Below are 13,429 nucleotides of genomic sequence, written 5' to 3'. Positions count from 1 at the left end.
TTTTTCTTTAAATACCTAGAATTTGCTCTAATTTTGTCGTTGATTCTTTTAGTGTGAATTGCTCTAACCTTTCGTGCGACTTTTCGACTAATTCTAATCTTTTTGAATCATTACTTAGTAAATTCACGACAGCGTTTACGTATTCGGACTTTTTATTTGGATTGACAAGAATGCTATTTTCATCTGAAGCATATTCTGTGACACCACCGATGCGTCCTGAAACGAGTGCTGCTCCTGATGCTTGTGCTTCCATACCGGTTAACCCCCAGCCTTCAAGTTCACTTGAAAGCAAATATACTTTGGAACTTCCATAGATTGTTGTTCTAAGCTGCTGAGCTGTCGCATGCAGTGTGAAATGAACATAATCTGGTAGTTGTCCAACTGGCTCAGTCGTTCCAAAAAGTTGTACTTGTAAATCAGGAATTACTTTTTTAACTTCTGCTAATATCTCTAAGCCAAAGGCTGTTCTTTTACTTTTTTGGCTATGATTTAATAAGCTAACCACGTTTTTTCGTTTCTCAACTGATTGCTCAATATAGAATTCTTCAGGATTATAAAAATCTGGTAGAAGATACGCTTCTTTTCCTGAGGCCTGACTAACTTTTTCTTGTAGATCTTTAGAAATGACGATGTTGGTCAATCCGAGTTGATAGGTTTGATTCAACCGTTCAATATTTCCATCAAAAACCCAAGTTTCATAATTTTGAATGAAATAGTACTTTTTTCCTTTTGACTTTGAAAGTTTGGCAACAACATTTGTTGTCCGCGCTTCTGTCGCTATCACCACATCTGCATCTGGAACCTCTGACAAAAACGAAACATCAAACTTTAATTTAATCGATTTATCAAGAGGAAACCATGTAACTTCCTGCTTACGGGAACCGCTTCTTTTAATAATCTGTTTTCTAAATAAGTATTTGATTAAAAATCGGAGCGAGTTTGTGTGTAAATCAAACAGAAAAGTTAAGCAAACTTCATGACCACGCTTACTCAATTCGTTTGCGTACTGATAGACAATTTTATTTCCGCCAATGGGAAGATTGGAGTTTCCCGGCAAGATAAAGTTTATTTTCATATCTCCTCCTCTAATTTTATTTTTGTTAGTTCTTGATGATTATTTATATCTAAATAACTTTGATAAAGAATTGGAGCAAAATAAAAAATAAATCCGGCATAAAAATACAAAATTGAACTTTCACCTAATCCATACACAAAAAAGGAAACCAAAGGAATAAGGATGGTCAACTGATTTTTTTCAATCACTTTTTTGATAATCAAACTAAAATAAATCAAAGCGCCAATACAGAAGATAATTCCTAGATTAAACAAGGCATGTTGAAAAATATTATCCACTGTAATGTTCGTTTGATACAAATTGGTGCTGATAGAGGCAAAGGGTTTTCCAAAGAGGCTTAATCCTGATTGTAAATAATACAGATATCCCATTGAAAGGCGATAGCTTAAAAGTCCGTCTAGGTTATACCAAAAGCTCCCCTGCGTTAAAACTTGATTATTAATTGAAAATATCGAAAATAAAACTGAACTGATTGTTAAAAGATAAGTAAGACTTATCATTATTTTTCTTTTTGATTTTTGATTTTTAATTTTTAAAATAAAATAATAGACATAAGCAATGAGGACAGCAAATTGCGCGCTTCTCACTCCTGATACATAGAGTAAATAAATGAGAAAAATTTGAAATGAATAGTCTATCACTCGTAGTGTAAATTTCTCATCTTTTGTTCTCTCTTTAATTGATTTTAAATATAGATTTGATATCAAGACAATAAACAAAACTAATCCCAATGCATTGGCTTGTTCAAAACCTAATGATGGCTTTTGTAAACCACTAATGCTATTGTATTGAATAATACTCGACACCAGTCCCATTTTTAAAAGAAGGAGTACAGAAAAGAGCAATATCGTATATACAATAAAAAAGCCCTTAATGATTTTTGAAATAGTTTCTTTTCGAAACGCAAAGGCGACCAAAACAAAATAAGTAGGTTGCATGTTTTTAGAAAAGAGATAAATAATCAACGATATTCCTAATAACCCAAGAACCAGCGTGATTTCTTTTAAATTTATGCCTTCTTGAATAATCGCAACGATAAACACAATGATTGCCAGTACTTCAATCAAATAGCGTGCATCATTTGCTAACGAAAGGTTAGTTAATACGAGTGTTGATAGATTTATCAAGCAAATGAAATAAATGCCCGTAAAGAATAAAAGATATTTTAACTTCAACTTTTCTCCATTTCTTAGCCCTTCTTATTATGGAGTTTATCAAATAATTTTTTTACAATTATTTTAGGCATCACGCCAATAAAAACTTCTAATAAAATGAGCTGTTTATCTTTTTTCATCTCTTTGAACATTTTTATACTGTGATTAAAATTTGTCTGTTCAAAAAATTGAATTCTGGTTTCAATAAATTCAATATTAGAATTAATCTGCTCAATCTGCTTTGGATTAAACGCATCGTTTTTTCTTAAAAATAGGAATTTATCACGTTCCTTAAGGAGTCTTCTTTGTAAATATTCTGCCTTTGAATTAATATCCGGTAAAATGGCAGCACCAATTTGATTACCTTCATAAATCCGATAGCGAATTAAAGGTTCTGCCACATAGGCAATTTTTCCGATAGCTGCACTGTACAATGTGAGCCATTGGTCATGTACCATAAATTCTGTTGGAAAGGGAAGGGCTTTTTTAGCCACTGTCGCTTTAACCATCATGGTACAGCCTGTCACACTGCTTCGTCTGAGAAAATAATCAAACAAATCATCCCCATAGACATGCACCACTCGTTTTTTTAATTCCGTAAAACTTGCAGCGATTTGAAAATCGTCTTGATTAATCACAGATAAATCCGAATAGCACATCTCTGCATTTTCTTCTTCAATTTTTTTGACCAATTTTGTGAGCTTGTCTTTATTCCAAATGTCGTCTTGGTCACAATAAGCAAAATAATCACCATTTGACTCAAGTGTCAATTGCTCAAATGTTTTATTGCTCCCCATATTATGTTCATTTTTCAAAATTTGAAACTCAAAATTTGTTATCAGTTCATTAACCAGTTTTGAAATTTTGACATATTGGCTGTCATCTGCACTGTCGTCTCTTATATTGAGGAAAAGATTTGCATAAGTTTGGTTATTCAAGCTCCGCAATAATTTCTCAAAAAAAATCATGTCTGGTTTGTAAACCGCCAGCAAAATTGTTACTTTTTTCATCATTATCTTAGGTTATCCAAAATTGTATTTAGTTTTTTCAGGTAACTCTCATCTGAAAATTTTTCTTTAAAAACAAAGCCGCACTGCGTGCGCATTAGTATCATATCTTCTTTCGTCACTGATACGATTTTGTCAACTGTTTTTTCAAGTGAATTGTCAATGTCATGACCAATATGAAATTCCTCAATCAGTTGTTTCGTGTCTGCTATTCCCGCATTAATCAGTGGCAATGAATATTGAAGATACTCTACCGATTTCATGGTGAGTCCAATGCCTAAATTTGCTCGATAAACATTTAAACCATACTGACATTTTTGAAGAATCTGTCGCTTTTTTTCAGGATTAAAGACCTTGCCATAGAACACAAAGGAAATAGCTTCTTTTGTCAGTTCCTCTTGAAGTGTCTTCGCTCTTTCACCATCACCAATAATATGTAAGACCACTTTTTTCTTTTGATTCAGTGTTTTTAAAAAAGTGAGGATATGTTCTATGTCAATATGCCAGTTAATCGATCCCAAGTATGCTATATCAATTTGTTTGTCTTGCCATACATTATTTGTGGAAAGGAGAATTTCCGAACGATTGAGATAAAGCACCTCATTTTTATCGTCATTGAGAAAATTTTCAAGCTGTTTTTGATAAAAGTAACATTCTAATATTACAAAATCTACTGTTTTCAAACTTTGGTTTCTAAGATTAGCCCATATTTTTGCGACTGGAGTATTGGACAGTATTGGCATTTGCTCAGGATATAAGTCAAAAATGTCAAAAATGATTTTCGTTTCTGGGTGACATTTTTTAAAGCTTGATAGACTTTTTGCCAATGAATTCGGCGGAATAATAGCATAAACGAATTCAGGTTTTTCTTTATTTAAGAGTTTTCTAACTTGCCTTGTGAAAGAAAGATAAGAAATTATTCTCTTGATAGAAATATTTTTCTTGTAAGCTGGTACATGAATTTTATGTACATTTGAGTTAGGATATTCTTTACTTGATTTCGTATAGTGATCAAAGTCAGAAAAAATGAGCGTTACTTTAAATCCCCTTTCTTGAAGGGATTGTTCAACATATTTCAACCGAATATCAAAATAGCCATCGTAATGGATTAGAAAGGCCTTTTTCATGTTAATAGGCGTCCTTCCCATAAATGCTTTGTGCGATGGTCATAAAAATGAGGGCAGCATCAAAAACAAGACTGTGAACTTCGAGGTAATGAAGTTCAAGATCGGCCCGTTCTGGAAAAACGACGGCGCTTCGGCCATGCGTTGTCCAATAGCCTGTGATACCTGGCTTGCACATCAAAAGATAGGGCAGACGGTCGCCATATTCTTTATCTTCAAATAGCAAGATTGGGCGGGGCCCAACCAGACTCATCTCCCCTTTTAATACATTGACAAATTGTGGCAACTCGTCAATCGAATGTTGGCGAATGAACTTGCCAATTTTAGTTACGCGCGGATCATCTTCTAGCTTATTGCCATTATCATGATATGCTTGTTTGATTTCTGGATGTTCGTCTAAATAATGCTCCGCGTCCATAATCATGGTGCGAAATTTCCAGATATAGAAAATATTCCCCCGTCTTCCATATCGTTTTTGACGATACATCATGGGACCTTTGTCTTTTCCTTTTGCTAAATGATAAGGAATAAAGAGGATAAAAACGGCAATTACAAAGAATAATGCGCCCACTAACCCACCTAAAATATCAAAAATGCGTTTGAAGATTAGCTCGTTTACCGTAAAAGGTCTGAACTTTACTAATTTCTTTTCAAATAATTCTGTATTATAGCGATCGGTTGAGACTTGCATTTTTCCTTCTTTCTCCTAAAATAATCCAAAGAATTTTTTTGTTTTTATTTTTGATGGGCTATTTGGATAAATGGTTCTGTCAACAATGACAGCTTGTCCATTTTCTCGAAACATTTGAGCAGTTGAAAAACCGTACTGATCAGTGATGATTTCGAAAGCTTCTCGCATCTTAAATGCCCTACTTGTCACATTGTGCGCGTCGGAAGCCACAAAATGAGTCAAATCATTTTCAATAATTTGAAAGCTTAATTTTTGTATTTTTTTACCAAAATGTCCTGTAATACTGGACGCAGTAATTTGACTCAAAACGCCCTGCTCAACGAATTCATAGAGGAGGTCAGGATTTTCAATAATTCCTGCATTGCGCTCTGGATGTACTAGAATGGGCTGGAGGCCATTCAAATTCATATCGTAAAAGAGCTGAGAAGCGTATTTTGGCACATGATTTGATGGAAATTCAATCAGCATATAATGCGAACGGTCGCTTGAAGTAACGAGCTTTCCAGCAGCGTAATCTTGCAGCAAATCGCCATAAATTCTGACTTCTTGGCCGGGAAGAATTTCGATTGGGAGCTGATTTTCTCGAACAATCTGTTGAACTTCTGCTACTTTTTCCAAAATCAAGGGGCGTTCATTGTTGTACTGAGGATTATGATGCGGAGAAACAGCGATGGACGTGATGCCTTCGTCAACTGCTGATTTGAGCATGGTCAGTGTATCGAGAGCTGTTTTAGCTCCGTCATCAATGCCAGGTAAAATGTGACAGTGAATGTCAATCATTGGTTCTCCTTTTTAATCCTTTATTCTGCACCGTAATAGTAATAATAAGCCGTGTCTGAGGTATTGACTCCATGCAAGACCACTCCAATAATATTGGCTTGCACTTGGTCTAACATTTTCTTCGTTTTAGCTAGGCTTTCCTTTTTAGTCTGATAGGCTCTGGCAACGACCACAACACCGCCAACAAAGCCGCTGATGATTTGCGCATCCGTTACCGCACTCAAAGGAGGCGTATCGACCAAGACGATGTCAAATGCCTGCGTCATGGTTTCAATCAAATTTTTCATTCCTGCTGAACTCAATAATTCTGATGGGTTTGGTGGAATAGGGCCAGAGGTAATGATGGCTAAATTTTCGTTGATTGGTGATCCTTGAAGCGTTTCTTCAACTGTTGATTGCCGGGTCAAAATGTTTGTCAGTCCTGACCGATTTGGAATTTTGAAAGACATGTGTACTGACGGTTTACGTAAATCCGCATCAATCAACAAGACACGTTTGCCTTGTTGGGCAAATGTAATGGCAAGATTGGCAATAGTAGTTGATTTACCTGCTGCAGCTTCTGCAGAGGTGACGAGAAAGCTTTTCATGCCTTGGTCAACCATTTTGAAGTCGATGGTCGTCCGAATGGTTCTGTATTGTTCTGAAATCGGAGATTTTGGGTTGAGACTTGTAATCAGATAACGGTTGTTATCAATTTTTTCATTCTTTTTAGCCATTGATTTGTTCCTTATCTTCTTCTTCTTGGAAAATTATTAGGTGTTGTTTCATCTTTGCTTGCAACTTCTACTTTCGGTGTTTCTTTTACAAGGCTGTCAGCACTGACAGGATTTGAAAAATCTTCTGAGTTTGCAAATGAGGTCGCACCCAAAATTGGTAAGCCGAGTGCCTCAATATCAGCTTCTGTGTTGATTTTATTGTTAAAGATTTCAAGTAAGAAAGTAAGTCCACAACCGATGATCAGACCTACCAGCGCTGACAATGAAATATAAAGCTTTGGTCTTGGCGAAACTGGTGTTGTATTAGCTGTTGCTTCTGTCAAAACAATAACGTTGGTGACGTTCAGTTTTTGAGCAATATCGTCACTAAAAACTTTCGCCGTTTCATTGGCAATTTTTTGTGCAGTATAGGGATTGCCGTAGGTTGCAGTGACTGTAATCACTTGCGAATTTGTCGTATTTGTCGCAGTAACTTTGCTTTGAAAACTACTGTCTGGCAAGTTCAAATTGGCTTGTACTTTGTCAAGTACAGCATGGCTGACAATGACCTGATTGATGGTATTGGCCATTTGAATATTACCAGTGATTTGACCTGCATACATGGCCGAATTTGATGAATCTGGCAGTTTTGCGACCAACTGAGTTGTTGCCGTAAACGCCGGCGTTGCAATGAAAAAAGTGTAACCTGTCCCGATGACAGTAACAATAAAAGTAGATAGAATAATCAACCCTAATCTTTTGCGCAACAGATGTAAGATGCTTCTTAAGTCGATTGTTTCTTCTTTTTGCACTTGCATATTTTCTCCAAACTTATGAAAATGAATTCGATTTAATGAAAAATAATTTTCACATTGTTTCTTTATTTTTGAGTAAAATACCCAAATCAGACCCATACAAAATTACCATTCACGTAATTTATAGAATATTCCTTTTTTTAGCTTAATTCAAGCCTAAAATATCAGAAAATAAAAATGTTAGAAAGTTGGCATTTGATTGTCTGTTAATTAGATAGCCCGTTTTTTCCAGTAATAATTCAATAAAAATTTAATATAAAAAAGCAAGAGTTGTAAATTCTTGCTTCAAGGAGTAAAATGAAAAATAGTGAAATAAACGAATAGGGTTATACATTATGAAAATTTATCTGCAATTATTACTTATCTTAGGTTTTTCCTACCTCGGAAATCTGCTCTCCAGCGGATTTAATCTACCTTTTCCAGGCTCAATTATTGGAATGATTTTGTTATTTTTGGCGCTGCAATTCAAACTGTTAAAAATTAAAGACATTGATATGGTTGGCAGTTTTTTAATCAACAACATGACCATCCTATTTTTGCCTGCTGGCGTAGGAATTATGGCAAAATGGGGGCTTATTTCTCATTTCTGGCTACAAATTTTATTGATTGTCGTTTGTGCTTTGATTGTTAACATTTTTGTTCTCGGACATCTTGTTCAATGGCTGAAAATCAAATTTGAAGGCGATTATATTTCAACTGATTTGATATCTCAAAAAGTTGCCCTTGATGTCATCAATCAACATTCAAGAAATAAGAAAAACACTCCTGAATGGTGGCAAACTCAAGCCAAGAAAGGAGAACAGACTCATGTGGAATGAAATCACTGCAGATCCCTTATTTGGCCTCGTTTTGACACTTCTGGTCTTTATGATTACCGTTCGAATCAATGAAAACATCCAAAAGCCTTGGACTAATCCTTTGTTATTATCAACGGTTATTATCATTTTGGTCTTATCTTTTACTCATGTTTCTTATAAAAATTATTACGTGGGTGGCTCCATTTTGAATGATTTGATTGGGCCAAGTACCGTTGCCCTTGCGTTGCCGCTGTACAAGACCTTTCATCTGATGAAACATCACGCACGAAGCATTATTATTTCTATTGCTTGCGCTACAGTCATCAATACCACACTTACTGCTCTTGCAGCCAAATTTTTTGGCATGAGTCGATTGGCAAGTTTATCAATTTTTCCAAAATCAGTTACAACAGCAATGGCAATGGGGATTTCTGATAAAATGCATGGAGTCGAACAAATAACCGTCGTGGTCGTTGTAGCGACTGGTATTTTGACCAGCGTTATTGGTGTCCCACTTCTTGCATTGTTTAAAATTAAAGACCCTGTCGCGCAAGGAATTGCTTTAGGTGGAACGGGCCACGCGATTGGGACTGGGGCTGCGATTGGGCTAGGAAAAGTTCATGGCGCAATGGCTGCCCTCAGTATCGGTATTACAGGTGTCATGTATGTCATCATTGCCCCTCTGGTTGCAAAAATTATTCTAGGATATTAAAAAAACTGAGCAAATGCTCAGCTTTTTTAATTTAAAATGAGTGCTAATTTTTGACGAATGTTTTCAACATCATTTTATTTGATTGCCACTTTTCCGTCAGTTTTGACAGGTGTGAAATTAATTTTTGTTGAATTCATAAAGGCTTCATTGTAATCCAAGGCTATCTTTTGAAGGTCACTGAATGAAATGTTCGTTTTGACTGAGTCAATCAATGAATTATAGACGTTTTGGTAATAACTCAAATTTGAAACCGAATTGATTGAAATTGAACTTTTTATTTTCTTATAAATACCCAGCGAAACTTTCAAGACACGGTTTGACGCACTGTCGTCTGTAAGCTCTGATGTCCCTGACAGATAAGCTTCAACTTGCTTGGCATTGCTCAGAAGAATATTTCCTTTTGCAAATTGATAAGTCGATTGGCTAAATGCGACTGGATTATCAACTGTGATACCGTCAACTGCTTCAACCGTTTGTCCAATCGTTCCAATGTCCACTTGCAGATAGTTTGAAACAGGAATGTCCAGCAAGGTTTGCGTGTCAGCCATGACAGAAGAAACGCCACCTTTATCAAAAGAAGTCGCAAGTTTTTGCGTTTTTGGCAACTGAGCGCCAACAGGAATATTGAGCAAGTCCATTTTTTTACTCTTCTTATTCATGACTGCAATGGCTGTGGCCAGATTTTCTTGCTTATTATTGACCGTCTTCGTTTCAATAACCAAGATAGAAAGACTGTTCACATTTGAAATTTCGACATGCTTACTTGGCGTCGATACCGGCACATACGAATTCGTGTATGTTTTTTCAATGTTGCGATAGACCCCATATACAATAATCCCAACTGATAAAATAGCCACTAAAACGACTATCAGGATAATTTTAATTATTTTTCCTTTATTTTTTCGATGTTTGTGTTTATGTTTATGCTTGTGTTGCTCTTTTTCCACGATGAACTCCTAAAATCGCCCTTAATCTAATTATTGATAACTGATTGTTGGGGTAACGCCATAACTTTGTGCAACGCCCATCAAATAATCAGTTCCCGCTGCTCTTGCTTTTTCATATTGTGCAGCCGTCAACTTGCTTGCCTCTGCCGAATTGATACTGACGACGAGGCTTGGATAAGTAGAACCTGCTGAAATCGAATAGACCACACTTTTTCCTGCCATACTATTAATCACGCCAACTTGCGCACTCATGGCTTGATAAAAGGCCGACTGATTGGATGTATCATTAGATGAAGTGTTTGATGCTGTTGATGCAGTACTTGAAGCTTTTGTAGTTGCTGCCGCTGCAGTTTGCGTACTTGTACTTTGTGAAGCAGAAGTTGTTGTTGCAGCTGAACTTGTACTTTCAGCAACTGATTGACTGGAAGCTTTAGCTTTGGCAGCACTCGAACTTTTCGCCACTTCAGAAGCTTTCGATGCTCTAGATTTACTTTCAGCCTGCGCTGATGAATCTTGTGCAGCTTTTTTCTTCTTGTCAGTACTGACAGTTTTTGAACTCGCTGTGCTAGACTGTGAACTTGTATCTTTCAAGAAGCTAAAGCTTCCAATGATCAGAAATAGGCCAAGCACATAAAAAATTGCACTAGAAAGCACCCATTTTTTCGAGCTTTTTCCATCTTCTGATTTGTATTTTTTGACGACATAGCTTCCGAAAAGAACAAAACCTCCAACAATAAAAGCTGCTCCTAGTATTAAAATATTCATTTTTTCCTCATGTTAATCTAAGTTATTTCTTAATTTTGTCATTCTAAAGCCAAAACCCACATCAAAGATATGGGTATTTTTTTGACTTAAAATGATAAGCTTAGTTTAATTTATCAAGTGAGATTTGACCAGAATTCAATGTAATTCCTTCTGTTTTAGCAGCGTTGATAAGTTCTTCACTTACAGTATATTTCGTGAAAGTAAGAGCTTTGTCGATTGCAGTTTGAACAGTAGATTCGCTCACACCTTTATCAGCAAGCATTGTTACAAGTTTTGTTCTGAAGAGATTGTAAACACCTTGGTTAAGTTTAACAGATACTTTTGTTACTTTACCTGCAGATGTTGTAAATTTCACTTCGCTGAACATATTGTTTGCAGCTTCTTTGATGGTTGCTTTGTTTGAATCACTCAGGTTAGCAAGTGCATCATTAATTGTTGAATTGTTCAAAGCTGCGATTAAACCAGCTGTTGTTCCCAATTCTTGTGAAACTTCTGAGTTAAAGTATTTTGTCAATGCAGGGTTTGATACGTTATTTTTTGGTACTAATTGAACTTTAACTGCTTCAACACGAAGTTTTTTACCAGTTGTTCCCGCAACAGCACCGTTTGATACAGAAGACATCCAGCCTTTGTTTTGAACGTGTGCTGAATAATATACGTCATAATAGTTAGCCAAGTCGCCAGTCAATTTGACTTTGATTGCTTCAACGCGAAGTTTTTTACCAGTTGTTCCCGCAGTAGCTCCGTTTGAAACATAAGGCATCCAGCCTTTATTTTGAACATGGGCGCTATAAGTAATTCCACCAGTGATTGCTGAATTCGTTACTTTAATTTGAAGGGCTTCTGTTCTCAATTTTTTACCAGTTGTTCCAGAAATTGTGCCATTTGAAAGAAATGATTTGCCCCAACCAATATTTTGTACATGAGATTTGTATTGGACTGCTGGAAGCAATGTGCTTACATCTGTGTCCACTGTTTCAGCTGATGCTGTTTTTACGCCAAAGGCAGTAAGACCTGCAACAGCTACGAGTGATAGTCCAAGCATCTTGTACTTCTGATTCATAAAATTATTCTCCTTTTGAAATAAAAAAATCTTTACTATATTTGATAATATGTAATATCATATAATCAAACATTCATAATATTAAAATCATTATAAATTAAGCGTAACCTTTTATAAACTTTAAGTCAACACTAAAAGCACAAATTTTCTTAATTGTATCAATAATTTAATATAATGTTATATAACTAGAAATATACAAGTTATTTAATAGGTTCTTAATACAAATTTTTGAGAACAAAAAAACTGAGCAAATGCTCAGTTTTTTATTTTCTTTTCCGTGTGATTAAATGAATCGGTGTACCTTCAAAAACAAAAGCTTTACGAATTTGATTTTCTAAGAAGCGCAAATATGAGAAATGCATGAGTTCTTCTTCGTTGACAAAAACCACAAATGTTGGTGGTTTAACGGCAACTTGAGTCGCATAAAAGATTTTCAAACGTTTCCCTTTGTCTGTTGGTGTTGGATTGATGGCAACAGCATCCATGATAACATCATTCAAGATAGAACTTGGAATACGAAGAGATTGGCTCTCAGAAATTGCTTTGATATGATCTGGAATTTGACTCAAACGTTGACCTGTTTTGGCAGAAACGTAAACAATCGGTGCATAGTCCAAATACTTGAACTCCCAACGAATGTCTTCTTCAAATTTTTGCATGGTTTTATCATCTTTAACAAGCGTATCCCATTTGTTGACAACAATCAAAATACCTTTTCCTGCCTCGTGAGCAAAACCAGCAATACGTTTATCGTATTCACGAATTCCTTCTTCAGCGTTAATGACCATCAAAACAACATCAGAGCGGTCAATAGCACGCATGGCACGCATGACTGAATATTTTTCAGTATTTTCATAAACTTTACCTGATTTACGCATCCCGGCTGTATCAATCATGACAAACTCTTGACCTTCAGGATCAGTAAAGTGGGTATCGATCGCATCACGCGTCGTTCCCGCAATCGGACTTGCAATTACGCGATCTTCTCCCAAAATGGCATTGATCAAACTTGATTTACCGACATTGGGACGACCAATTAAACTGAATTTGATGACGTCTGGATTTTCTTCTTCTTCATCGGTTGGAAGATTTTCAACGATGGCATCAAGCACATCACCTGTTCCTAAACCATGAGCCGCAGAAACTGGATAAGGTTCGCCAAGGCCAAGGCTATAAAAATCAAAGATTTCCATACGACGTTCAGGATTATCAACTTTATTGACAACCAAAATGATTGGTTTTGTGGTGCGATAAAGAATTTGTGCAACTGCTTCATCTGCGTCGGTCAATCCTGTTTCTCCATCAACAACCGCAACGATAACATCTGCTTCGTTCATGGCAATCTCTGCTTGTGCGCGAATTTCAGTCATAAAGGGTTCATCAGTAAGCTCAATCCCCCCTGTATCAATCAAACTAAAGCGTTTATTTAACCATTCGCCTGTCGCATAAATACGGTCACGGGTAACACCTGGAATATTTTCTACAATGGAGATTCGCTCTCCAGCAATTCTGTTAAATATTGTTGATTTTCCGACATTGGGACGACCAACAATAGCAACTGTGGGCAAAGCCATATTTCTTTCTCCTTATTTCATTTCTATTTTCATATTTTATATTTTAAATGCTTTTCACTGCTTTTCTATTTTTAAGGCAAAAAAAATCTCTTAAAATAGGCATATTCACTTATTATATCATTTTATCCTCATTTTTCATAGCTTTGTCATCTTTAAATGGATTCCTCTAATATAAATTTTACAACAAAAGTTTTTTTATGAAATAGCTTTACAAAAAACGCTTTTAACGT

At 35.9% G+C, this 13,429-nt stretch carries 13 protein-coding genes and 1 pseudogene; 2 read left to right on the top strand and 12 right to left on the bottom strand.

Going from position 1 to position 13,429, the window contains the following annotated elements; translation table 11 throughout:
• Positions 1–7: 7 nt before the first annotated feature.
• From GHI45_RS03200 to GHI45_RS03165, 8 genes are read right to left on the bottom strand one after another with little or no spacing between them, the layout of a single operon-like run.
• Positions 8–1,075 carry a glycosyltransferase family 4 protein gene (locus GHI45_RS03200; RefSeq protein ID WP_147779051.1) on the bottom strand — a complete coding sequence of 356 codons (1,068 nt, stop codon included), beginning with the start codon at positions 1,073–1,075 and terminating at the stop codon, positions 8–10.
• Positions 1,072–2,250 carry a hypothetical protein gene (locus GHI45_RS03195; RefSeq protein WP_147779050.1) on the bottom strand — a complete coding sequence of 393 codons (1,179 nt, stop codon included), beginning with the start codon at positions 2,248–2,250 and terminating at the stop codon, positions 1,072–1,074. Before GHI45_RS03195 ends, GHI45_RS03200 begins: the two co-directional genes overlap by 4 nt.
• Before the next feature lie 14 nt (positions 2,251–2,264).
• Entirely contained in the window at positions 2,265–3,242 is a 978-nt protein-coding gene (locus tag GHI45_RS03190; RefSeq protein WP_147779049.1) for a glycosyltransferase, read from the bottom strand.
• Complete coding sequence (locus tag GHI45_RS03185) at positions 3,242–4,363, bottom strand: glycosyltransferase (protein WP_187230045.1); 1,122 nt, start codon at positions 4,361–4,363, stop codon at positions 3,242–3,244. Before GHI45_RS03185 ends, GHI45_RS03190 begins: the two co-directional genes overlap by 1 nt.
• 1 nt (position 4,364) lies before the next feature.
• The gene (locus GHI45_RS03180; RefSeq protein WP_147779047.1) at positions 4,365–5,051 is read right to left on the bottom strand and encodes a sugar transferase; all 687 of its coding nucleotides are present in this window, start codon (positions 5,049–5,051) and stop codon (positions 4,365–4,367) included.
• Between the two features lie 15 nt (positions 5,052–5,066).
• A complete protein-coding gene (locus GHI45_RS03175) occupies positions 5,067–5,831 on the bottom strand; it encodes a tyrosine-protein phosphatase (RefSeq protein ID WP_147779046.1) in 765 nt (254 codons plus the stop codon).
• Positions 5,832–5,851: 20 nt separating this feature from the next.
• Positions 5,852–6,547: a polysaccharide biosynthesis tyrosine autokinase gene (locus GHI45_RS03170; RefSeq protein WP_147779045.1), complete on the bottom strand. Its 696-nt coding sequence runs from the start codon at positions 6,545–6,547 to the stop codon at positions 5,852–5,854.
• Positions 6,548–6,558: 11 nt separating this feature from the next.
• The gene (locus tag GHI45_RS03165) at positions 6,559–7,344 is read right to left on the bottom strand and encodes a YveK family protein (protein ID WP_147779044.1); all 786 of its coding nucleotides are present in this window, start codon (positions 7,342–7,344) and stop codon (positions 6,559–6,561) included.
• Between the two features lie 332 nt (positions 7,345–7,676).
• Between GHI45_RS03165 and GHI45_RS03160 the strand changes: the two are divergent.
• Together GHI45_RS03160 and GHI45_RS03155 are read left to right on the top strand one after the other, a co-directional pair.
• A pseudogene (locus tag GHI45_RS03160) lies at positions 7,677–8,042 on the top strand (CidA/LrgA family protein); the annotation flags it as partial.
• Between the two features lie 106 nt (positions 8,043–8,148).
• Entirely contained in the window at positions 8,149–8,850 is a 702-nt protein-coding gene (locus tag GHI45_RS03155; RefSeq protein ID WP_147779042.1) for an LrgB family protein, read from the top strand.
• A gap of 74 nt (positions 8,851–8,924) precedes the next feature.
• On the opposite strand, the gene GHI45_RS11555 is transcribed toward GHI45_RS03155, so the two are convergent.
• The 4 genes from GHI45_RS11555 to der all read right to left on the bottom strand — a co-directional run bounded on the left by GHI45_RS11555 (position 8,925) and on the right by der (position 13,199).
• Positions 8,925–9,797: an LCP family protein gene (locus GHI45_RS11555; protein WP_147779041.1), complete on the bottom strand. Its 873-nt coding sequence runs from the start codon at positions 9,795–9,797 to the stop codon at positions 8,925–8,927.
• Positions 9,798–9,827: 30 nt separating this feature from the next.
• Entirely contained in the window at positions 9,828–10,562 is a 735-nt protein-coding gene (locus tag GHI45_RS03145; protein WP_147779040.1) for a hypothetical protein, read from the bottom strand.
• Between the two features lie 100 nt (positions 10,563–10,662).
• Entirely contained in the window at positions 10,663–11,625 is a 963-nt protein-coding gene (locus GHI45_RS03140) for an Ig domain-containing protein (protein WP_147779039.1), read from the bottom strand.
• A 263-nt stretch (positions 11,626–11,888) separates the two neighbouring features.
• Positions 11,889–13,199, bottom strand: a complete 1,311-nt coding sequence (gene der, locus GHI45_RS03135) for a ribosome biogenesis GTPase Der (RefSeq protein WP_147779038.1) — start codon at positions 13,197–13,199, stop codon at positions 11,889–11,891.
• Positions 13,200–13,429: the final 230 nt, after the last annotated feature.

Source organism: Lactococcus sp. dk101, from assembly GCF_009601055.1.
In the GTDB taxonomy this organism is placed as follows: Bacteria; Bacillota; Bacilli; order Lactobacillales; family Streptococcaceae; genus Lactococcus.
Note: the sequence above shows the minus strand (reverse complement) of the source record. Positions and strands in the feature narration are given on the sequence as shown.